Origin of the sequence: Pedobacter frigiditerrae (assembly GCF_004331645.1) — a bacterium.
GTDB classification, from domain to species: Bacteria; Bacteroidota; Bacteroidia; order Sphingobacteriales; family Sphingobacteriaceae; genus Pedobacter; species Pedobacter frigiditerrae.
The window spans coordinates 330,273-352,373 of record NZ_SJSK01000004.1; the positions used below are offsets into that span (position 1 = coordinate 330,273).

Consider the following 22,101-nt stretch of genomic DNA (forward strand, 5'->3'; position numbering starts at 1 on the left):
CTTTGCTCAGAATGACAAAATAAAAAATGCCTCGACAAATTAATATCGAGGCATTTTTTATATCAATTAATACTTTTAGTGACCTTCGTGACCATCAGCTCCGTGAGCGTGACCATGACTTAATTCATCAGCAGTTGCTTCACGAACAGTTAAAACTTTACCAGCAAAGATTAAGTTTTTACCAGCCATTGGATGGTTTAAATCTACATTAATAATATCTTCATGCACACCAGTTACACCAGCACGGAATTGATTTCCTTGGTTATCTTGTAAAGGAATAACGTCGCCAACTTTTGGCAATTCACCAGCTTCTTTAAACATATCAATTGGCAAATCTACGTGAGCAGTTGCATCAATTTCTCCGTAACCATCTGCTGCAGAAAGCTCAAAACTATACTCATCACCAGCTTTTAAGCCAGCTAAATGTTCTTCAAATTTAGGCAACATCATGCCTACGCCATATAAGAACACTAATGGTTGTTCTTCATTTGCTTTTTCAACAAAAACTTGCTGACCTTCTGGAGTAGTAGTGTGTAGTTCATAAGTTATAGACACTACTGTGTTCGCATTAATATTCATTCTTATTTGTTTTTATAATTTTTAATACCTCTGGATTTGTTTTCCAGACTTCGGCAAGTTTATTTTGCTAATACTTAAAGATTTTAATAGTCCCTTTATAAATGCTGGGCAAAGATAAGCTAATTATTAGGTTAACAAAAAAGGTGTTTAATTGTTGCAAAAAAATGTTTAAAATCTACTTGCTGAAGGAATTGTATAAAGAACTAACCATATAAGGACATTTTAGGAAATATAAGAAACGCCTCCTTGGCTTAAATGACCTTATATTACTTATATGGTTCAAAAACAGAAAGCATTATAGTTAAGCTTTTTAAAAATTGTTGAATATTATTTCCTATTCTTTATCTGCTCATCAATAAATTCTTCTCTAATTTGAGCCAATTCTTTTTGCTTTTCAGCGATTTTAGCTACTGCAATATGCTTTTCAGATTTATCTCTTATAGCTGAATACGCTTTTTTAAGCTTGGCAATTTCTTTAACCAATGATTTTCTTTTTGCAATAATGCCTTCTTCCTTTTCAAACATCGTGCAATCTACCTAAATTAGCTTAAAGCCCTCTAATGTTTTTTACTGCCTCGGCAACCGTAGTTACTGGCAATTGACATGTTTTATCTCTACACACATAAATTTTTGTTTCCTGGCTTTCTTTATCCTTTAATAATGGGAGTTCACTTTTCCCTCCACCCAGTATAATTTTATTAGGGATATAAATGTTGTTGAGTTCATTTTTAATTTCACTAATATCAACACCCATAATTGCAATTTCATTTAGGCCATGCACTTCATTTAGCAACTGTGTGCACCAATTAGAATAAGCAGAGCCGTAAGCTTTTATTCTTGGCAAAACCGATTTAAGCATAGCTGATGCTTTTTCTCTATAGCTCTCATTATCAAAAAATAATCCTAATTTTTGCAGGTTTTGTGCCATTACAGAGTTAGAGGCCGGAATAACATTATCCATTACTTCGTGTTTGCGGGCAATTAACTCCTCACCATTGCTTGCTGTATAGAAGAACATGTCATTTTCTTCATCATTAAAATTAAGCAACACATAATTGGTTAATGAATTCGCTTCTGCTAACCAAACTTCATCAAAATCAACTTCGTATAAGGAGATTAAAGCTTCAATCATAAAGGCGTAATCATCTAAAAAGCCAGGAATTGTTGCTTTTTCATTTTTGTAATTGCGATACAATCCACCATCTGGCGTAACCATGTTTTCTAAAATGAATTCCGCAGCAAGTTTAGCTCTATCATAGTACATCTCGTAATCTAAAATTTGAGAGGTATCAGCCAAGGCTTTAATCATCATCGCATTCCAAGCTGTTAGACATTTATCATCTAATCCAGGTCGCACACGATTACTTCTTTCATCTAATAATTTAGCTTTTGCCAGTGCCACTTTATCGTAAAGCGTTTCTATATCTATATGATGTTTTTCTATGAACTCTTCATCAGTTGATAATCTTCTCAAAATATTGGTTTGTTCTTCCTCCCAATTTCCTTCTTCAGTTACGTTGAAATATTCACCTATTAACGCTGCATCTTCACCAACAACTTTATCAAAGGTGACTTTATCCCATACATAAAATTTGCCCTCTACTCCTTCGCTATCTGCATCTAAAGCCGAATAAAACAAGCCATTTTCTGCACTCATTTCTCTAAAAGCCCAATCGATGGTATCTATAACTATCTGTACAAATGGCTCGTACTTTAAGCATTGATAAGCTTCTGCATACAAACCAATTAGTTGTGCATTATCATACAGCATTTTCTCGAAGTGAGGAACGTGCCATTTATCGTCTACCGAGTACCTAGCAAAGCCACCTCCAACTTGGTCATAAATTCCGCCTTTTGCCATTTCCTCAAGCGTAGAACAAACAGCCATGAACGTAGCTTCATCAGGTGTTAAAAAACTATATCGCAGTAAAAAGCTCCAATTATTAGGCAAGGGGAATTTTGGCGACCTGTTATATCCACCTCCATCAATATCGAAATGGCGTTTCCAAGGTTCAATAATTTCCGCCAGATGCGATTGCGCAAATACAACTTCTTGATTTGAAGGAATAATTTTCTCTGATTGTTGAATGCCTTCTGTTAACCGCTCTGCATAGTTTAAAGCCTTTGCAGGTTCATTTTTCCAAAGGTCTGAAACATTTAATAAAATACTTATCCAATCATTCTTTCTGAAATAAGTACCTCCATACACTGGTCGTTGGTCTGGTAAGCAAATAGCATTTAATGGCCAACCCCCATTTCCATTCATCAGTTGTACAGCCAACATGTAAATTTGGTCTATGTCTGGTCTTTCTTCTCTATCTACTTTAATGCAAACAAAGTTTTTATTCATGACTTCTGCAACTTCAAAATCCTCAAAACTTTCATGTTCCATTACATGACACCAATGACAAGCAGAATAACCTATGCTTACTAAAATAAGCTTATTCTCCTTTTTGGCTTTTTCTAATGCAAGCGGCCCCCACTCGTACCACTCTACAGGATTGTAAGCGTGTTGCAATAAGTATGGAGATGAAGCGTGGATGAGGTTATTGGGTTCTTGCATAAATTGGGAATTGAGTAATGGGTATTGCGTATTGAGACAAAATGTAAAGCTATAAATTATCTACAAACCTATTTAGATTTAGTTTTTCATCTGGCTGTAATTTTGTAATTAAACGTTATGAAGCGAATATGATTTATCTATTTATTGTGTGATTGAAAATTATATGATTTCCTTTTTATAATTAACTTTAGCAGTAGAACATATCTCTATACTCAAATCGCAATACGCAATACCAATATGAAAATCACACATACCGAAATCTATCGTTTTAGCATCCCAATGGAACCTTTTGTAATTGCAACCGGCACAATGCATTTCGCCCAAAATGTGTTGATTAGAATTTATACTGATGCAGGTATTCATGGCGTTGGTGAATGCTCTGCCTTTCCGATGATTGTTGGAGAAACACAAGAGACTTGCCTAGCCATGGCAAAGGATTTTGCTCAAATTATAAAAGGTAAAAATCCCTTAGAAATACCCGAAAGGATGCAAGATTTACTAGCTTATGCAGACCATAATGCCACCATAAAAAGTGCATTTGACATGGCATTGTTTGATATTGCTGCAAAAAACGCAAAACTACCTTTGTATCAATTTTTAGGCGGATACAAAAGTACCATAGAAACTGACATGACCATTGGTATTGATACCCCAGAAGGAATGGCACAAACTGCTTTGAAATATCAGAAAAATGGGTGTAGGATTATCAAAATCAAACTAGGTAAAAAAGTTCAGGATGATATTGAACGAGTAAAACAAATAAGGGCTGCTGTAGGCAATGAAATGATTCTACGTTTAGACGCTAATCAAGGTTGGAGCTTTGATGATGCATTGTTTGCTTTGGGAGAATTAGAGCCTCAAAATATTGAATTCTGTGAACAACCAATGCGAACTTGGTTTGATGACCAGTTGCCAGAGCTAGCATTGAACTCTCCTATTAAAATAATGGCTGATGAAAGTTGTTACAATCACCATGATGCTAGAAAATTAATAAATAGCAAAGCTTGTGAATATTTAAATATCAAATTTGCAAAATCTGGCGGCATATTAGGTGCACAAAAAATCCACGAAGAAGCTTTACAACACGGTGTTAAATGTATGATTGGCAGTATGCTTGAAAGTAGAATTGCCTTGAGTGCCAACTTACATTTTGCTTTAGCCAGCGCCAATGTGGTATTTTTCGACTTGGATACCTGCTTACTCGGACATTTGGTTGATCCCGTTATTGGCGGATTAACTTACGATGGTTATTTTCTAGATGTTCCAGACAGTATTGGTATTGGAGCAGATGCAGACCAAGAGTTTCTGAAAACTTGTGAAAATTGGGTGGTATAGCTCGTCATTTCGAAATGAGCAAAGCGATTGAGAAATCTATTGGTCTTTCGCATTTTGAGAACAGATATCTCGGTCGTACTTTCTTCGATATGACGATTTACTTGTTTTCGTCTAGTTAAAAATGGCGTTCGTCGATATTTACGAAGTTTTCGTATAAAAGTGCAATACTGCGTGCAACTTTTTTTAATTGTGGTCGTCTTATCTACAAAAACCCACAAATTATTATATTATGAAAACTTCAATCAAAACAATCATTGCTACTGGCTTTATCGCGTTAGCAATCACATCTTCAACAGTTTATGCAAACAACACAGTTGATCCAATTGTAACTGTTAATGAGACTACTGTATCTGCAAGTGCTGTTAAGATATCTTCTATTAACAAATTAAATGTTAGTGGAAATGTAGAAGTGACTATTATACAAAACTCAAAATCTAAGGTATTATACACGAACGAAGGAAACGAAGAAGTTTCTGTTAAAAAAGTAGGCAGTTCTCTATATGTAAGTTCAAAAAATGGTCAGGCAGGAAAAGTTACTATTTATGTAGATGACATTTATAGAATTGAAGCTTCAGGCGATGCTTATGTTTCAGCAAATAGCCAATTAAACCTAAAATATCTTCAAGTTTTTGTATCTGATAAAGCGAATGTGAAATTAAATGCAAATACAGAGAGTTTATATACAACCGTTAAAGGTGAAGCTAAATTAGGTCTAAAAGGATCCACAGATTTATACACAGTAGACATGGATAAATCTTCTAGAATTAGCTTAGATAAATTTAAATCTAAAAAAACAGAAATGAAATCGGATGTGTATGTTGCAAGTAGAGACTAACAGACACCAAATAAATTGAAAGCCTATCAAAAAAATTGATAGGCTTTTTTCATTAGTATATTATTGTTTTTTAATGGTGATGAAGCCCGGCCTACAGCAGGCAGGTATCATGAGCATATTCATTGTGTATTGTAAATGTTTGCTCATGATGGTTTATTGAATCAAGATTTTAGAAAAAGCTAAACTATCGCCGTTAAAAGCATTAAAATCTACTACATGATTTATTCCATTGATCCTCGCCTTATCAGAATGTTGCCAAAATTTATAAGCATTATTTGCCAGTTTTAGCTTAGGCTGATGGTAATGTGCCACCCAAAATGGATATTTATCATAATAACCCATTAAGTGATCTTTATAAAACCGAATACCCGAATAGATGATAGGTTTTACTTTGGTTTTTTCCTCTACCTGAATAATAAAGGCATTTAATTCCTTCCTCATTTTTTCTGGAGAAACGCCATCTAAACTTTCTATATCTACAACAGGAGGTAAATCACCTTTTTCAAAGCTAGCAGTTTGCAAGAAAAAATTGGCTTGCCATAACCCAGACCTTTTTGGTCTAAAGAAATGATAAGCGCCAACTTTTATTCCGGCTTTTGGCGCTTCACGCCAATTACGTTGAAAATATGGGTCGACACTTAATAAACCTTCTGTGGCTTTGATAAAGGCAAAAGTGATTTTTACATCATCATCTTCCATTGCTTTTACCTTAGTCCAATCTATTTTACCCTGGTAATAGGAAACATCAATACCATGAACAGTATATTTTTTGGGGATTTTAATGTCAAAACTTTCGTAAGTCCTGTAGTTTTTGTCTTCGCCTGGATGGCGTACCCAGAACCAAGCAGATGAAGCTACTTTTAATATATAACCGTAATAAAATGGAGAAAGTAAAACCAATAATAATCCAGCAATCGCTATTTTCCATTTCGTAGCACTCGATTTATTTGTCTTTTTACGAGTACTTGGCTTTCTTGTTGTAGGTTTTCTTGCTGTAGGCTTTCTCTTTATTGGGGGCATTTACAAATTTGCTAAAAATTTACAGGTTAAAATAAATTGATTATTGAAATTTAATTTAGCAATCGGATGCTAAACATTTATATTCGTTGATAAATGTTTAAAAACGACTTGAGTTACGCCAAGCAGCGAGTTATGTGCCATTCAAATCGCCTACCCACCATGACGCTAAACCAAACTTTCAAAAACTACTCATTAAACGACGGACGAATTGCAAAATTCGATTTCGAATTCAATGCTAAAGAGCTAAATATTGAACTTGAAATAAGAAAAAGGATCATCAAAGAAAAATTTGAGCCTTGTAAGATTTTACTAACATTTTCAAACGTTAAACTCTTTGACATAATGGAGGACTTTCCTACTGACGGCCAATATTCTGACATAACAATTTTGGAAGTAGAAGATAATAGCATCTATGCTTCGTTTGACCCTTATAGTAACTCTGGACTACCAAATGAGCAGGATAATTGGATAGTTAGAGCTGGAAGCTTAAGCATATTGGAAATCTAATTTGAATAACTTGAAAAAGACACTTTATAAAATAATATTCTGGACAGCATTAGCATTTATTGCACTGACACTGCTAAGTTTGACGATTGGACAGGAATTGCCTTACGAATTTGCAGACTATAGATTACAACAAAAGTTTTATGACATAATAATTCAAGGTTTACCAATTGCTGTTTTGCTAACACTTTTCGGTACTATAAAAAAAGCAAACTCTAAGACGAGGAATTGGTCTTATATAAGCTTGACAGCTCTGATTTCATTTGGTTGCCTCGTTTCGCAACTGTTTCTATTATTCTCTTTTGGGTTTGGAGCTTGGACAACAGTAAGTACGATTTACAGGCACAAATCTGAAAATATAGAAATAAAAGAACAACTTTATGATATCGGAGCTTTTGGTTACGGGGGACGAAGAACTGTAGAAATAAAACCTTTTTTAAATTATTGGATTGAACCCAAATCAATTGACACAATGAAAATCAATAAAAATGATTGGAAACTTGTAAATGAACAAGGCGATATAAAAACACCATAAATACATGGATGCGTAACGGCATATAACAGGCGTTTTACAAAATTTGGTTGAAATTCCTTTTACACCGTTCAGATTTTCTAGTAATTTTAACCGAGCCACCAAAATTCGCAAAGCCCGAAACCGTTATAGCAAATTTGATAAGCAAAAATTTTAAACTGTTACCAATCGATAAAATGAACATAAAAGAGTTAAACAACAAACAAATCAATTCTACTGACACTAAACAAAGTAAAATTTACGCTCAATTTGGAGGATTACTGAGCGAACTGAAAAAAAGAGAAGCACCCGAAAATATTGGAAAGTCAATAAATGAATATGTAGATGAAATAAATTCTTCACCGCTTACGGGAAATCAACTGACTAAACTATTAAAGCAAAAACAAACGGAAATTTTAAAACAGATTGAAAAGGAGCTTAAAGTTGTTCCGAAAAATCATTATAGGACTTTATGGATGCTATTTGGAATGAGTGGAATTGGCTTACCAATTGGGGTCGCTTTTGGACTTAGTATTGGTAACATAGGACTTTTAGGATTAGGCTTACCAATCGGTATGATTATCGGGCTTGCTATTGGCGCTTCGTTAGACAAAAAAGCATTAAATGAAGGTCGACAATTAAACATTGAAATAAAAAATTAGCTTTTATTTTTTAATGGACATTGAAGATCGATACGGAGATTTGCAAGAAATTTATTTTAAATCTGATTCTGGTGACATTATTGTAAATAATCTGAATAAAAAAACTGCTGAAATTTTGCTGGAAAACAATAGGGTATTTGTAATTGAGAATAACCAAAAATTAGAACTTGAAGAGTGGCTTGATCCAGATTCAAAAATGAAATATAACCTTGATGTCTATGGTGATGATGGAAAGAATAATACAAAAGTTCACTTAGAATTTGAATTCTAAATCCACACAACATAAGCTTAGCATTAACGCTTTCACCTTCCCCCCTAGAAACACAATAACACAATACCTTGTTAACTAAACCCAACAGCATCAAATAGCTCGAAATGAAGTGAAACCTAATGAGGATTATAGGCAATGGCCCCAAAGGGGGTTCCTTGGGACGGGGCTGCAGCACCAATGAAAAACTGAAATTCATTTACAAAAAAATCCCTGCCTAGCAAACTAAACAGGGACTCTTATATTAAAAATATACTTATTTGCTCAATTCTGCAAAGTATTTATGGAACAATGGCAAAGTCTCAATGCCTTTGTAATAGTTGTAAATGTCATATTTCTCATTTGGAGAATGTAGCGCATCGCTATCCAAACCAAAGCCAAACAATACAGATTTAATTCCTAAAACATCTTCAAACAAAGCTACAATCGGAATACTTCCTCCACCACGAGTTGGAATTGGTTTTTTACCAAAACTATCTAAAATTGCTTGTTCTGCAGCACGATAAGCCACACTGTCTGTTGGTGTAACAACAGGTTCGCCACCATGATGTGCGGTAACTTTCACTTTTACATATGCTGGTGCAATGCTTTCGAAATGTTTGGTAAAAATTTCAGCAATTTCATCAGAACTTTGATTAGGTACCAAACGCATAGATATTTTAGCATTTGCCTTACTTGGCAAAACGGTTTTAGCACCTTCGCCAATATAACCGCTCCAAATACCATTAACCTCTAAAGTTGGTCTTGTACCAGTACGTTCTAAAGTACTGTAACCTTTTTCGCCCCAATCGGCTTTAATATCTAAGTCTTCTTTGTATTCTGTTAAATCAAAAGGCGCTTCATTCAATGCTTTTTTCTCTGCATCCGTTAACTCTACAACTTTATCATAAAATGCCGGAATAGTGATATGGTTATTTTCATCGTGCAAAGAAGCAATCATTTTACATAAAATTGTTGCCGGATTTGCCACAGCGCCACCATAAACACCAGAGTGTAAATCACGGTTCGGGCCAACAACTTCTACTTCCATGTAAGCTAAACCACGCAAACCAGTTTCAATTGATGGATTTTCCATGCTAATCATCGAAGTATCTGAGATTAAAACCACATCTGCTTTTAATCGCTCTGCATTTGCTTTAACAAAAATACCCAAGTTTGCAGAACCAACTTCCTCTTCACCTTCAATCATGAACTTAACGTTACACGCTAAAGTGTTGGTTTTCATCATCAACTCAAAAGCTTTAACGTGCATATAAAATTGGCCTTTATCGTCACAAGCACCACGGGCATAAATCTTTCCATCACGAACAGTTGGTTCAAAAGGAGGAGTTTTCCATAACTCTAATGGGTCTGCAGGTTGTACATCATAGTGGCCATAAACTAATACCGTTGGTAAATTTGCATCAATTAATTTCTCCCCATATACAATAGGATAACCTGCTGTTTCACAAATCTCAACTTTATCAGCCCCAGCATCTTTTAACTTCTGCGCTACAAAATCAGCAGTTTTTAATACATCGTCTTTATATTTTGGGTCGGCACTAACCGATGGAAAACGCAATAATTCAAACAACTCATCTAAAAAGCGTTGTTTATTATCCTCAACATATTTCTTGATTTCTTGCATAACATATTTATTTTAGGCAAATATAGGTTTTTCAATAAAAGCATTGCGAAAACAATATGATCAAATATTCGTAAACAAACTTTAACTAAAAGCAAATCAAGCTCATAAATAGCAATTAATATTTATATTTGTAGCTGGTTAGCTCTATTATGCGCTAGAAAATATTTTAAGGATGAGAATTCGGGCATTAGCGCTATGCTTTGCACTTTTAATAGGTTTTTCTATACATTCCTCGGCCCAAATTACAGGTGCGAGCTGTCCAGAGTCGGCCAAATTTTACTCAAGAGATAGCGTTAATGTGATCACTTTTGGCGCTAGTACAGTAGCAGGAGTAAATGGCTTAGATTTTCAAACTTATTTAACTACCAACTTTCTGAACTGCTACACCAATAAAACCATTAACATTCAAAAGTATGGAGTTTTTGGAGAAACAACCACAAAGGGATTAGCACGAATTGATAATGCTATTGCTTACAAAACAGGTTTTATTGTAATTTTAATTGGTGCAAATGATGCTTTAGAAATTGAGGCAGGTCGACAAAAGATTGCAGAAACTGAAGCTAGCATGAGAACATTGATTGTTAAATCGCTTAACCAGAATTTAGTGCCAATAGTTTGTACCATTCAAAATTTTGATGACAGAAATGATGCTCGCTTGAGAAGGGTAAATGTTCAGGTTTTAAACATTAATAACTTATATAAAAAACTTGTTAAGGAATATGGCGTTTATTTAGCAGATCTAAATGCAGCTATTAGAAGAGATTTCACGCTTTATCAAGATATAGTTCACCCTAATGCTCGTGGAAATAGGTTAATAAGTTTTGTGCTTTTTGATGTGATTAATAAGATTATCGCTGAGCGATTTCTGGAATTTACATTAACACAGAATTACCCAAACCCAGGTAGAGAAAGAACTTCTATAGATATTGTAATGCCAGAGGCAGATAAAGTTGAGCTTAAGATTTACAACCTTCAGGGAAATGTGGTACAAACCGTATTAAATGAATACCTAAATACCGGTAAACATACTATTGAACTTAATCTAAGCCTTTTGGCGCCAGGCATATATATATATAGACTTGTTTCCTTGTCCGGATTACATACAGCAACAAGAAAGATGATCGTTGTGCGCTAGCACATTGCGAAGTTCCCTTCTTCATCACTATATTAGCATAAATCTATTAGCGAATATGCAAGAGTTTACAAATGAAACTTTCGACCTTGAAAGTTTACCTAAATATCAAGAAATTGAGTTGACAGCTCCTCACCCATCTTACTGGAAAGTTATAGTGATTAATATCATTATCTTTTTATTCTTTTTAGGTGCGGGGTTAACCAGTTTAGTTTTACTAGCGGAAGATTTAAAAGTTTCAAGCTATATAATTCTTAGTTCTTATCTAGCATTTGCCTTTTTACTCTTTCTTTTATATCGTGCAAGTTTCAAAAAGAGAGGTTTCGCCTTGCGTGAAAAAGACATTGTTTACAAAAGCGGCATCATTGCCGAAACCACAACCATAGTTCCCTTAAATAGAATTCAGCATGTGGCGCTAGATGAAGGTCTTTTCTCGAGAATTTTCAAATTAGGTAAACTGCAAATCTTTACTGCAGGCGGACAAACTGGTCATTTACATATTGCAGGTATCGAGATTGAAAAAGCCAAAAGTATTAAGGAATTGCTGTTAAGGAAACTAGACCATATTGAAACTTTAACTGAAAATCAATAATGAATTACGATTTCAGTAAACCTCAAAGACAATCAGGCTTTGGCATTATAATAATGGCTGCCAATACCTTACAACATTTAATTAGGGCATTAATTTTTCCTCTAATCTTTGCATTTGCAAAGGCAGATAAGCAATATTTCATTTATATCGGATTGGGATTACTTGTCTTGGTTGTCATTCTTTTTATTTACTCCTATTTTGATTATAGAAAATTTACTTTCTTTTTAGATGAGCAAAAACAAGAGTTTGTTATTCATAAAGGAATTTTCAATAAAACACAGTTAACTGTTCAGTTAGATAAAATTCAGCAAGTAAATATTAACCAAAACTTATTGCAAAAAATTATTGGCATTTATGGTTTAAAAGTAGATACAGCTGGCAGCGAGGGACAAGAAGTTAGTATTAAGGCTATAGATGAACAAATTGCAAATAGCTTAAGGGAACATTTATTGAGCCGAAAAAGTATTGTAAATAATGAAACTGCAATACAAGAACAGATCATAAACCAGGAAGATACTCCTTTTTTAAAAGTTAGTCTGGGTACTTTATTAAAAGTTGGCTTAACTTCAAATTACGGAAGTACAATAGCTTTATTATTAGCATTTATTTATCCGCTATTTCACAATGCCAAAGAGTTTTTAAAGGCTTTTGACATGGATCAAGGCCAAATTGAAAATGCCGTGGAAAGCTTGTTTACACTTTTTTCAATAGGTATTTTAATCGCAGTTATTCTTTTTCTCATTCTTGCCATTAATGTGATTAGAACATTTGTTAAATATTTTGAATTTCATATTAGTAAACACAAACATTCATTACTCATATCTCATGGTTTATTTGCCAAGAAAAACACCTTGTTAAGTCCAAATAAGGTTCAAATTACGGCTTACAGCCAAAATTATTTTCAGAAGAAGATGAATCTGTTGAATATGAATTTGAAGCAGGCATCTTCTGGTGAAGCTAAAAAAGGAAAAAACCTAGAAAGTAACAATTTATTAATACCTGGTTGCAACCCTACAGAAAGAGACGAATTGATTAAAATGATAATGGGCGAAATTCCTGCAAAGGGTAAAATGTTTATTCCTGATTGGAGGTTTTTAAACTTACCCATCTTTTTCAGAGTTGTTTTTCCTATCGGGATTTTTATGATATTTTGGGCTTTTATTCCAGAACTTAAGCCATATTATCCAGCTGCAATTATTTATTTTATAATGGCAGTGCCGATGATTTATATCAGTTACAAAAGGCATCGATTAACCGTTAACAAGGAATTTATCATTAAAAGAAGCGGTATTTGGGATGTTAAGCATTCTTTGCTATTTCCTCATAAAATACAAGCAATAACCACCTTTCAATATCCTTGGCATAAAGGTGTAGATGTTGGTCACGTTAATTTACATACCGCTGCAGGAGTTATTCATTTTAAATACGGTAATTACACCGAAATTAGAAAGTTGGTTAATTATTGGTTGTATCAGATAGAAAGTGGTAGTGAAGAATGGATGTAATTAAGAGTAAGGAACAATGAGCAGGGATGTGATTAACAAATCAAAATACAATCCATTAATACATAACCGGCAATCTATTAGATTAAAAGGCTATGATTATAGTAAGGAAGGATTATATTTTATAACAACCTGCTGCAAAGATAGGACGCATTTATTTGGAGAGATAGTCTGTGATGAAATGATTTTAAACGATGCAGGAAAAATGGTTGAAGGCGAATGGTTAGCATTACCAAATCGTTATAATAATATCAAATTACACGAATTTATTGTAATGCCCAATCATTTCCATAGCATTTTAGAAATTATAGAAGGGGCTACCCTTGTGGTCGCCCCTATTGAAGGGCAACCACAAGGGATTGCCCCAACAACAGTAGGAGAGATAGTTGGTTCATTCAAATCAAAAACGACGGTTGAATATATTAATGGGGTTAAAAATCTAAATTGGAAACCATTCGACAGTAAAGTCTGGCAGAGAAATTATCACGAAAGTATTATTAGAAGTGAAAATTCCTACATAAACATATCATCATACATCATTAAAAATCCAGCAAATTTTAAAGAAGATAAGTTCTTTAATCGAATTTGATGGTTCGACTTGTTATTCCTGTGTTTCTTATACAGCCTTAACCATTCTAATCTTCTCAAACCAGCCATAAAGCTTTTTTTTCACAGCGAATTTGAGCGGAGCAATGCCTACCAAGACGCAGCATACCGACATTAGCTTGAAAAACCGTCCCGCTATCCTTATAAGTTAACCTCTTCCCCTGATCATACGTTTGCTATGCGGTGATAGCCCAAAATGCTTTCAAGACTGTAGCTCCTGCGCTATTAAAACTACATAGCTTAAGGAAGGGTTATTACCTGGATAGTAACAAGATATATTCAGTTCCTACACTTAGTTTTATTTAATTTGAATATTAGACGTAGTTCAGTCGAATACATTTGTCATAACTACGTCTTAACTTCGACCAAACTACGTCTAAAATACGACTAAACTATAAAGGCTTTACGATACAGTTATGATTTTATTAAGAATACACTTCCATGAAAAGTCAAAACATAATGGATATGGTGTGAATTGCAGAGTTGTTGATTAATTATTAAATACCGCTATGTATAAAAGAGAAGTTTGGTGTCTTGTATAAAATTCTTCCTTTTAAATTACCAACACCTTTTCATAACAGCGCATAATTTCTTATTTTTGAAGTTCAAAAAGAAGGAACGGATTTGGATTATTTAGCAGGATTAAACCCACAACAGAGAGCAGCAGTAGAAAATACCCAAGGACCAGTAATGATTGTTGCAGGTGCGGGTTCGGGCAAAACGAGGGTTATCACTTACAGAGTTGCACATTTAATAGAAAAAGGTGTTGATGCCTTTAATATTTTGGTATTAACCTTTACCAATAAAGCCAGTAAAGATATGCGTGAGCGTATTGCAAAAGTGATTGGTAATGAGGCTAAAAACATTTGGATGGGAACCTTTCACTCTGTTTTCGCTAAAATTCTACGTGTTGAAGCTGAAAAAATTGGTTATCCATCTAACTTTACTATTTACGATACGGATGATAGCAAAAGTTTAATTCGCACTATTTTAAGGGAAATGCAGCTAGACGATAAATTATATGCTGCAAACGTAGTTTACAACCGCATCTCATCTGCTAAGAATAATTTAATTTCTGCAACTGAATATTTAGAAAACGACCAACTTCAGGCCGAGGATGCTGGCAATAAACGTCCGCTTTTAGGATTGATTTACGACACTTATGCTAAACGTTGCTACAAAGCTGGCGCAATGGATTTTGACGATTTGTTGTTTAAGACCAATGTTTTATTAAAAAATCATCCAGACGTTTTAAATAAATACCAACATAAGTTTAAGTATTTAATGGTTGATGAGTACCAGGATACTAACTTTTCTCAATATACCATTGTTAAAAAACTAGCCGCTGCTAACCAAAATATTTGTGTGGTTGGTGATGATGCACAAAGTATTTATGCTTTCCGTGGTGCAAACATTCAAAACATTTTAAACTTCGAACGCGATTACCCTGATTTAAAGGTTTATAAGTTAGAACAGAATTATCGTTCTACACAAAACATAGTTGAAGTTGCCAATAGCATTATTGCTAACAACAAAAATCAGTTAGAGAAAAACGTATTTTCAGACAACGAAAAAGGTGATAGAATTAAGGTTTCGAGAGCTTTTTCTGATAATGAAGAAGGAAAATTAGTTGCAGAAGCGATAGTACAAGACAGGTTAAATGCGGGCATAAGCTATAAGGATTTCGCGATTTTATACCGTACCAATGCTCAAAGTAGATCAATGGAGGAAGCTTTGCGTAAATTAAATGTGCCTTATAAGATTTATGGAGGTTTATCTTTCTATCAACGTAAAGAGATTAAAGATCTAATTGCTTATTTCCGATTAACTTTTAATCCGGCAGATGAGGAAGCGATAAAACGTGTAATAAACTACCCTCGTCGTGGTTTAGGAGATACAACAGTAGAGAAAATATCAGCTGCTGCCGACCAACATGATATTACAATGTGGCAGGTCATCTGTAATCCGCAGCAATATATACAAGGTAGAATTGCGAATCAACTGAATGATTTTGCAGTAATGATTCAAAGTTTTGCAGCTGAATCTAAAAAGTTAAATGCCTACGATACCGCTTTATATATTGCACAACATTCTGGTATTTTAAAGGAACTGCATACTGATGATAGTGTTGAAGGACGTTCACGTTATGAAAACATACAGGAACTATTAAACGGTATTAAGGAATTTTCAGACCGCGAAGATATTGAAGATCGAAGCTTAGCGATTTTTATGCAAGACATTGCTTTGCTAACTAACGATGATAATGATAAAAACAAAGACGCTGATACGGTTTCTTTGATGACCATTCACTCTGCCAAGGGTTTAGAGTTTAAGAATGTATTTATAGTTGGATTAGAAGAAAACCTCTTCCCTTCTCAAATGTCTTTAACATCTAGGGTAGATTTAGAAGAAGAGCGCCGATTGTTTTATGTGGCCATAACTCGAGCAGAAAAGAAGTTAACTATTACTTACGCTACTTCTCGTTACCGTTGGGGAACTTTAACCTCTTGCGAACCAAGTCGTTTTATCAACGAGATTAATCCATCATATTTAGAATTAGAAGTTGTTAAACCTGCAAAAAGCAGTTTTGGTGAGAACAGTTTTGACAGTGAGCGTAAAACTTGGAGTCAACAACGTGAATTTACGCCTAAACCTTCAACTAGCACTACGGTTATTAGGCCAAAAACCACTTCTATTTTACCAAAAGCTCACATACCAACTGCTGGCTTTGCGCCAAACGCTGCAAATGAGTTTCAAAATGGAATGGATGTAGAACACGAGAAATTTGGTTTTGGTAAGATTGTAAACCTAGAAGGAATTTTGCCAGATGTAAAGGCAACAGTGTTTTTTCAAGGTTTGGGGAATAAACAGTTATTATTGAAGTTTGCTAAGTTGAGGATTGTTAAATAGTTTTTAACCGCAAAGAAGCAAAGAGCGCAAAGATTTTTTAGTCATCGTCATGCTCAGCTGGACTGGGCATCTTAATGCTAATGCAGGCAAAATCGACCGCAAAGAAACGAATAACGCAAAGATAGTTGTCGTCATGCTCAGCCTGACTGGGCATCTTAATGCTAATGCAGGAAAGTCAAAACAAAACCTTTTAATCGCATTAAGATTCCCGTTTTCACGGGAATGACGAACTTTCTAAATAATTTATATATCTTTGAGTTATTAAGGGCTTCAGCATTTCGATGAATTCTTAACCAAAATTTCTCATTTTAAGTAATGGCTTGTTTCTCAAACATTTACTTTTTGTTTTGGTTATTTCATAATGTGCCCAACAATAACTAATTTTCAATAATTAATTTATTCAATGAATTTCGATTATAACACAACTCGTAGCGATTTGATTTTGGCCGAATATGGTCGTAATGTACAAAACATGGTAAAGTACATTATCGATTTGCCAACTAAAGAAGAGCGCAATAAATATGCACAGGCAGTTATAGATTTGATGGGTTTTTTAAATCCACATTTGCGTGACGTTGCCGATTTTAAACATAAACTTTGGGACCATTTACACATCATTTCAGATTATAAAATTGATGTAGATAGCCCTTATCCAAAGCCAACACCAGAAGAAGCTAGGTTTAAACCTGCACATATTGGTTATCCTCAACAGAAAATCAGGTATAAACACTATGGTAAAACTGTAGAAAAACTGATTGAAAAAACAATTGAGGAAGAAAATCCAGAGCGTAAAGCAGCTATGGTACAAGGAGTTGCTAACTTCATGAAAATGGCTTACGTACAATGGAATAAAGACAACGTTTCTGACGAAGTAATTTTTAAGAATTTACGTGAACTTTCTGGGGGTTTATTAGAACTTGACGAAAATGTAAACTTGCAAAAAGTAGAATTTAGACCCCAAGTAAATAGACCAAGCAATAACAATCGTGGTCGCCAGAATAACAACAACAAAGGTCGCCAAAATAATAACGGTGGTAGACCGCAACAAAAAAACAATAATCCAAAACAAAGATATTAATCAAATTAAACCGTTATTGCTAAGGATGAATAGTCCTTCAATAACGAAATATTTATAAAATATGAATGCATTCGAAATTATAGGTGGTAAAAAACTAAAGGGAGAAATTACTCCTCAAGGTGCAAAAAATGAAGCCTTACAGATTTTATCGGCTGTTTTATTAACCGATCAAAAAATTACCATCAGTAACATACCGGATATTAAAGATGTAAACAAACTGATTGAACTATTGGGAGATTTAGGTGTAATTGTTGAACGCATCAATAAAGACACTTATACTTTTGAGGCCAAAGACATCAATCTTGATTTTTTCGAATCTGATGTTTTTAAAGCAAAAGGTGGTGGTTTACGTGGCTCAATTATGATTGTTGGCCCTTTATTGGCTCGTTTTGGTAAGGCAGCAATTCCTAAACCAGGTGGCGATAAAATTGGTCGTCGTCGTTTAGATACTCACTTTATTGGTTTCGAAAAACTAGGTGCAAAATTTGTTTACGATTCTAAAAAAGCCTTTTTTAATGTAGATGCTACCAATTTAAGAGGAGCTTACATTTTATTAGATGAAGCATCGGTAACTGGAACAGCAAACATTGTAATGGCTGCTGTCTTGGCAAAAGGTACAACCACAATTTACAATGCCGCTTGTGAACCTTATTTACAACAATTATGTAAAATGTTAAATAGAATGGGTGCTGATATTAAAGGTATTGGCTCTAATTTGTTAACAATTGAGGGTGTTAAAAAACTAGGTGGCACTGAACATAGAATGCTACCTGATATGATTGAAATAGGTTCATTCATCGGCCTTGCTGCAATGACTGAATCTGAAATTACTATCAAAAATGTTTGTTACGATGAGTTAGGCGTAATACCAGAAGTTTTCAGGAAATTAGGTATAAAATTAGAGCGCAGAGGCGATGACATCTTTGTCCCTTCTCAAAAACATTATGAAATTGATACTTTCATCGATGGCTCTATCTTAACCATTGCAGATTCTCCATGGCCAGGTTTTACGCCAGATTTATTGAGCATTGTTTTGGTTGTGGCAACTCAAGCTAAAGGAAATGTACTTATCCATCAAAAAATGTTCGAAAGTCGTTTATTCTTTGTAGATAAACTGATTGACATGGGGGCACAAATCATTTTATGCGATCCGCACCGTGCAACTGTTAATGGTATCGACAAGAAATATCAGCTTCGTGGTATCAGCATGACTTCTCCTGATATTCGTGCAGGGGTTTCTTTATTAATCGCAGCTTTATCTGCAGAAGGAACCTCAACAATTTATAACATTGAACAAATTGAGCGTGGTTACCAAGATATAGATATCCGTTTACGTGCTTTAGGTGCACAAATTAAACGTGTAGAAGGTAGTGGACCAAGCCATTAAAAGCTAAAAGGTGAAAGCCTAAAGACTAAAGCCAAAAATCCAGCTTTGATTATTTCAGAGCTGGATTTTTTATTTGAAAGGCAATTGCAGTGGTTCTTATTTTAGTTCGGTACTGCCCTCGCTACAATTTTTTTTGTCCTTCGACTACGCTCAGGATGACAAAAAAGTATTTTCGCTATTCAGGTTTAGATACAACAGTTCTGTTTCCAAACAAAATAACAAACTATCTAAAACTCGTTGTTCTCTGTGATTTCTTTGCGTTCTCTGTGGTTAAATTAACCAGAAATAGCTTCAATAATATCGTACTGCGTTATAATCTCTATTTTTCCTTGTTCGTCTTCTACCAAGACAGCACTGTTGTCTTTATTAATCATCGACGAAATTTTGTCGATTGAAGTATTCAAATCAACAAATGGTAAAGAAGCCGTCATGATATCTTTAACTGGACTCGATTTTAAAGAAGGATTTTCTAACAACGAATCTAATACATTACTTTCAGTAACTTTTCCAATAACCATTCCTTGTTGCGTAACTGGCAATTGAGAAATACTTAATGTTTTCATGATATTAATAGCTTCAACAATTGTCTTTTCGCAATCTAAGGTAACTACCTCTTGATTAGAACGTTTAGCTAAAATAGAACGAGCTGTTAACTTTTCATCTTTTAAGAAACCACGCTCACGTAACCAATCTTCGTTATACATTTTACCCATGTATCTGCTACCATGATCATGGAAAATAACCACAACTACATCTTCTGGCTTTAATTTATCTTTTAACTGTAGTAAACCTGCAATGGCAGAACCAGCAGAGTTACCTGCAAAAATTCCTTCTTTACGAGCAATTTCACGAGTCATTAACGCAGCATCTTTATCGGTTACTTTTTCAAACAAATCGATGATGTCAAAATTTACGTTTTGAGGTAAAAAATCTTCACCAATACCTTCGGTTATATAAGGGTAAATTTCATCTTTATCTAAAATTCCCGTTTCCTTATACTTTTTAAAAACGGAACCGTAGGTATCAATTCCCCAAACTTTAATGTTAGGGTTTTGCTCTTTTAAATATTTGCCTGTACCAGAAATTGTACCTCCAGTGCCTACACCTACTACTAAATGCGTTATTTTACCCTCAGTTTGTTTCCAGATTTCTGGCCCCGTTTGTTCATAATGGGCTTGAGTATTAGCCAAATTATCGTACTGATTCGGTTTCCATGAATTAGGCACTTCTCTCTCTAAACGAGATGAAACAGAGTAATAAGAACGTGGATCTTCTGGGTCTACATTTGTTGGACAAACTATAACTTCAGCACCAAAAGCACGTAAAGCATCTACTTTCTCTTTAGATTGTTTATCTGTTGTGGTAAAAATACATTTGTAACCCTTAATAATGGCAGCCATGGCCAATCCCATTCCAGTATTACCAGATGTACCTTCAATGATAGTTCCTCCCGGCTTTAAAACACCTCTTTTCTCAGCATCTTCAATCATTTTAACCGCCATGCGGTCTTTAATTGAATTACCTGGATTAGTAGTCTCAATTTTAGCTAAAACCGTAGCTGGAATCTCTTTAGTAATGTTGTTTAATTTCACCAAAGGCGTGTTGCCAATGGTTTCTAAAATATTGTTATACCACATATTGCAAAAGTAAGCAATGGCATTTAGTATTTTATCAACTAATAATTATTCGATAGAATATTTCGAATATTATAATTTATAAAAATAATGTTCTTTAATCTATCAATTCTATATTCATTATATACTATAAAATTAGGCAATTTTATACATCTTACCAGGAAGAGAAATGATTGCCCCCTGCATTTCTAGTGTTAATAATATAATAGCAAGTTTACTTTGAGCCATATTAACAGCTAAACTCAACTCATCTATACTTAAAGCATTCTCTTTTAATATCAGATATATTCTTTCCTCATCCTTAGTTAAGTCTAAAGGCAGTTGTACTTGAATTTCAGTTTTTTTAGGCACTTCGTCATCCCAGCCCAAATAATAAATTAAATCCATTGGGTTATTAATTAAAGCTGCCCTATTGGTCTTGATCAAGAAATTACAACCTTCAGAAAACTCATCATTTACGCGACCAGGAAAAGCATAAACATCTCTATTATATGAATTAGCCAATTCAGCAGTTATCAAAGCACCACCTTTTAATGAGGCCTCGACTACCACAGTAACATCGGCTATGCCTGCAATAATTCTATTTCGCTTAGGAAAATTCTCTCTATCTGGGTTCGTACCTGGCAAAAATTCAGTCAATAATCCACCGTTGTGAACCATTTTTTGTGTTAACTCTTTATGTACTGCCGGATAAATTCGATCCAAACCATGCCCCAAAACTCCCACGGTAGGAATTTCAAAAGCTAAACTTTCTTTATGTGCTGCCGAATCAATGCCATGCGCCAAGCCACTCATGATAATTACATCATAAGCCTTTAACACTTCAGCCAGTTGTTTACAAAGCAGTTTACCATAGGTAGTAGCATTTCTAGTACCCACTACACTTACTATCCTTTTATGATTTAAATCGGCTGTTCCTTTATAATAAAGCAATAATGGAGCATCATAACAATTCCTTAGCCTTTTTGGATAGTTATCATCAGCATAAAACAAAACTTGAATGTCGTGCTTTTCAATAAACTCGATATGTTTTTCAGCTTTTTCAATCGCATCATTATGCAAAATAGCATTTACTCTGAACTCTCCTATCCCATCTAATTTTAGTATTTGTTCTTTAGTCGCGGTAAAAACTGCTTCGGCACTACCAAAGTGAATTAACAGGTTTTTGGCCACCATTGGACCAACATTTTTTATCAAACTTAGGGCTATTTTGTGTACTAAACTCATCAAATCTAAAGTAAACAAATAAATGAGTAGTAAAATAAATAATTTTAATACGCTGTAAATCAAATTATTAAAATAAAAAACACAAGCAAACTATAAAAATAGTTTGTTAACTATAAAAATAGTAGTAAA

The 22,101-nt window shown here is 34.4% G+C and carries 20 protein-coding genes; 13 read left to right on the forward strand and 7 right to left on the reverse strand.

Annotated elements, in window-relative coordinates; translation table 11 throughout:
* Window positions 1-75 precede the first annotated feature (75 nt).
* The 3 genes from EZ428_RS16580 to EZ428_RS16590 form a co-directional block, all read right to left on the reverse strand.
* Window positions 76-579: an FKBP-type peptidyl-prolyl cis-trans isomerase gene (locus tag EZ428_RS16580; protein WP_131554303.1), complete on the reverse strand. Its 504-nt coding sequence runs from the start codon at window positions 577-579 to the stop codon at window positions 76-78.
* A 327-nt stretch (window positions 580-906) separates the two neighbouring features.
* Window positions 907-1,104 (reverse strand): hypothetical protein, encoded by a 198-nt coding sequence (locus EZ428_RS16585; RefSeq protein WP_131554304.1) that lies wholly within the window; start codon window positions 1,102-1,104, stop codon window positions 907-909.
* A gap of 22 nt (window positions 1,105-1,126) precedes the next feature.
* The gene (locus tag EZ428_RS16590) at window positions 1,127-3,142 is read right to left on the reverse strand and encodes a thioredoxin domain-containing protein (RefSeq protein WP_131554305.1); all 2,016 of its coding nucleotides are present in this window, start codon (window positions 3,140-3,142) and stop codon (window positions 1,127-1,129) included.
* 237 nt (window positions 3,143-3,379) lie between these two features.
* Here EZ428_RS16590 and EZ428_RS16595 point away from each other — a divergent pair, with 237 nt between their 5' ends.
* Together EZ428_RS16595 and EZ428_RS16600 are read left to right on the forward strand one after the other, a co-directional pair.
* Complete coding sequence (locus tag EZ428_RS16595) at window positions 3,380-4,477, forward strand: mandelate racemase/muconate lactonizing enzyme family protein (protein WP_131554306.1); 1,098 nt, start codon at window positions 3,380-3,382, stop codon at window positions 4,475-4,477.
* 229 nt (window positions 4,478-4,706) lie between these two features.
* Complete coding sequence (locus EZ428_RS16600; RefSeq protein ID WP_131554307.1) at window positions 4,707-5,312, forward strand: GIN domain-containing protein; 606 nt, start codon at window positions 4,707-4,709, stop codon at window positions 5,310-5,312.
* A gap of 153 nt (window positions 5,313-5,465) precedes the next feature.
* Here the strand turns inward: EZ428_RS16600 and EZ428_RS16605 are convergent, their stop codons facing one another.
* Window positions 5,466-6,332 carry a glycoside hydrolase family 25 protein gene (locus EZ428_RS16605; RefSeq protein ID WP_131554308.1) on the reverse strand — a complete coding sequence of 289 codons (867 nt, stop codon included), beginning with the start codon at window positions 6,330-6,332 and terminating at the stop codon, window positions 5,466-5,468.
* A 93-nt stretch (window positions 6,333-6,425) separates the two neighbouring features.
* Here EZ428_RS16605 and EZ428_RS16610 point away from each other — a divergent pair, with 93 nt between their 5' ends.
* From EZ428_RS16610 to EZ428_RS16625, 4 genes are all read left to right on the forward strand, one after another.
* Window positions 6,426-6,839 (forward strand): hypothetical protein, encoded by a 414-nt coding sequence (locus EZ428_RS16610; protein ID WP_131554309.1) that lies wholly within the window; start codon window positions 6,426-6,428, stop codon window positions 6,837-6,839.
* 10 nt (window positions 6,840-6,849) lie between these two features.
* On the forward strand, window positions 6,850-7,371 hold the full coding sequence (locus EZ428_RS16615) for a hypothetical protein (RefSeq protein WP_131554310.1): 522 nt from the start codon (window positions 6,850-6,852) through the stop codon (window positions 7,369-7,371).
* A 173-nt stretch (window positions 7,372-7,544) separates the two neighbouring features.
* Window positions 7,545-8,009 (forward strand): hypothetical protein, encoded by a 465-nt coding sequence (locus EZ428_RS16620; RefSeq protein ID WP_131554311.1) that lies wholly within the window; start codon window positions 7,545-7,547, stop codon window positions 8,007-8,009.
* Between the two features lie 13 nt (window positions 8,010-8,022).
* Complete coding sequence (locus EZ428_RS16625; RefSeq protein WP_131554312.1) at window positions 8,023-8,280, forward strand: hypothetical protein; 258 nt, start codon at window positions 8,023-8,025, stop codon at window positions 8,278-8,280.
* A 253-nt stretch (window positions 8,281-8,533) separates the two neighbouring features.
* Here the strand turns inward: EZ428_RS16625 and EZ428_RS16630 are convergent, their stop codons facing one another.
* The gene (locus EZ428_RS16630) at window positions 8,534-9,904 is read right to left on the reverse strand and encodes a dipeptidase (protein ID WP_131554313.1); all 1,371 of its coding nucleotides are present in this window, start codon (window positions 9,902-9,904) and stop codon (window positions 8,534-8,536) included.
* Between the two features lie 172 nt (window positions 9,905-10,076).
* Between EZ428_RS16630 and EZ428_RS16635 the strand changes: the two genes are divergently transcribed.
* The 7 genes from EZ428_RS16635 to murA all read left to right on the forward strand — a co-directional run bounded on the left by EZ428_RS16635 (window position 10,077) and on the right by murA (window position 19,111).
* Window positions 10,077-11,039, forward strand: coding sequence for a GDSL-type esterase/lipase family protein (locus tag EZ428_RS16635; RefSeq protein WP_131554314.1), 963 nt, complete (start codon window positions 10,077-10,079; stop codon window positions 11,037-11,039).
* A 55-nt stretch (window positions 11,040-11,094) separates the two neighbouring features.
* Window positions 11,095-11,628 (forward strand): PH domain-containing protein, encoded by a 534-nt coding sequence (locus tag EZ428_RS16640; protein ID WP_131554315.1) that lies wholly within the window; start codon window positions 11,095-11,097, stop codon window positions 11,626-11,628.
* Entirely contained in the window at window positions 11,628-13,133 is a 1,506-nt protein-coding gene (locus tag EZ428_RS16645; RefSeq protein ID WP_131554316.1) for a PH domain-containing protein, read from the forward strand. The genes EZ428_RS16640 and EZ428_RS16645 overlap by 1 nt, the downstream gene beginning before the upstream one ends.
* A 16-nt stretch (window positions 13,134-13,149) precedes the next feature.
* Entirely contained in the window at window positions 13,150-13,719 is a 570-nt protein-coding gene (locus EZ428_RS16650; protein ID WP_131554317.1) for a transposase, read from the forward strand.
* Between the two features lie 641 nt (window positions 13,720-14,360).
* Window positions 14,361-16,646, forward strand: a complete 2,286-nt coding sequence (locus EZ428_RS16655; RefSeq protein ID WP_131554318.1) for an ATP-dependent helicase — start codon at window positions 14,361-14,363, stop codon at window positions 16,644-16,646.
* A gap of 403 nt (window positions 16,647-17,049) precedes the next feature.
* Window positions 17,050-17,724 (forward strand): DUF4290 domain-containing protein, encoded by a 675-nt coding sequence (locus EZ428_RS16660; RefSeq protein ID WP_131554319.1) that lies wholly within the window; start codon window positions 17,050-17,052, stop codon window positions 17,722-17,724.
* 61 nt (window positions 17,725-17,785) lie between these two features.
* Window positions 17,786-19,111, forward strand: a complete 1,326-nt coding sequence (gene murA / locus EZ428_RS16665; RefSeq protein WP_131554320.1) for a UDP-N-acetylglucosamine 1-carboxyvinyltransferase — start codon at window positions 17,786-17,788, stop codon at window positions 19,109-19,111.
* Between the two features lie 275 nt (window positions 19,112-19,386).
* Here the strand turns inward: murA and EZ428_RS16670 are convergent, their stop codons facing one another.
* Together EZ428_RS16670 and dprA are read right to left on the reverse strand one after the other, a co-directional pair.
* Window positions 19,387-20,748, reverse strand: a complete 1,362-nt coding sequence (locus tag EZ428_RS16670; RefSeq protein WP_131554321.1) for a pyridoxal-phosphate dependent enzyme — start codon at window positions 20,746-20,748, stop codon at window positions 19,387-19,389.
* 132 nt (window positions 20,749-20,880) lie between these two features.
* Complete coding sequence (dprA, locus tag EZ428_RS16675; RefSeq protein ID WP_131554322.1) at window positions 20,881-21,972, reverse strand: DNA-processing protein DprA; 1,092 nt, start codon at window positions 21,970-21,972, stop codon at window positions 20,881-20,883.
* Window positions 21,973-22,101: the final 129 nt, after the last annotated feature.

Coding starts and splice junctions, on each gene's coding strand:
- EZ428_RS16630 (WP_131554313.1), bottom strand. CDS start 9,904: ATGCAAGAAATCAAGAAATATGTTGAGGATAATAAACAACGCTTTTTA.
- EZ428_RS16660 (WP_131554319.1), top strand. CDS start 17,050: ATGAATTTCGATTATAACACAACTCGTAGCGATTTGATTTTGGCCGAA.
- murA (WP_131554320.1), top strand. CDS start 17,786: ATGAATGCATTCGAAATTATAGGTGGTAAAAAACTAAAGGGAGAAATT.
- EZ428_RS16580 (WP_131554303.1), bottom strand. CDS start 579: ATGAATATTAATGCGAACACAGTAGTGTCTATAACTTATGAACTACAC.
- EZ428_RS16600 (WP_131554307.1), top strand. CDS start 4,707: ATGAAAACTTCAATCAAAACAATCATTGCTACTGGCTTTATCGCGTTA.
- EZ428_RS16645 (WP_131554316.1), top strand. CDS start 11,628: ATGAATTACGATTTCAGTAAACCTCAAAGACAATCAGGCTTTGGCATT.
- EZ428_RS16610 (WP_131554309.1), top strand. CDS start 6,426: ATGTTTAAAAACGACTTGAGTTACGCCAAGCAGCGAGTTATGTGCCAT.
- EZ428_RS16590 (WP_131554305.1), bottom strand. CDS start 3,142: ATGCAAGAACCCAATAACCTCATCCACGCTTCATCTCCATACTTATTG.
- EZ428_RS16640 (WP_131554315.1), top strand. CDS start 11,095: ATGCAAGAGTTTACAAATGAAACTTTCGACCTTGAAAGTTTACCTAAA.
- EZ428_RS16585 (WP_131554304.1), bottom strand. CDS start 1,104: ATGTTTGAAAAGGAAGAAGGCATTATTGCAAAAAGAAAATCATTGGTT.
- EZ428_RS16620 (WP_131554311.1), top strand. CDS start 7,545: ATGAACATAAAAGAGTTAAACAACAAACAAATCAATTCTACTGACACT.
- EZ428_RS16650 (WP_131554317.1), top strand. CDS start 13,150: ATGAGCAGGGATGTGATTAACAAATCAAAATACAATCCATTAATACAT.
- EZ428_RS16595 (WP_131554306.1), top strand. CDS start 3,380: ATGAAAATCACACATACCGAAATCTATCGTTTTAGCATCCCAATGGAA.
- EZ428_RS16635 (WP_131554314.1), top strand. CDS start 10,077: ATGAGAATTCGGGCATTAGCGCTATGCTTTGCACTTTTAATAGGTTTT.
- EZ428_RS16670 (WP_131554321.1), bottom strand. CDS start 20,748: ATGTGGTATAACAATATTTTAGAAACCATTGGCAACACGCCTTTGGTG.
- EZ428_RS16625 (WP_131554312.1), top strand. CDS start 8,023: ATGGACATTGAAGATCGATACGGAGATTTGCAAGAAATTTATTTTAAA.
- dprA (WP_131554322.1), bottom strand. CDS start 21,972: ATGAGTTTAGTACACAAAATAGCCCTAAGTTTGATAAAAAATGTTGGT.
- EZ428_RS16605 (WP_131554308.1), bottom strand. CDS start 6,332: ATGCCCCCAATAAAGAGAAAGCCTACAGCAAGAAAACCTACAACAAGA.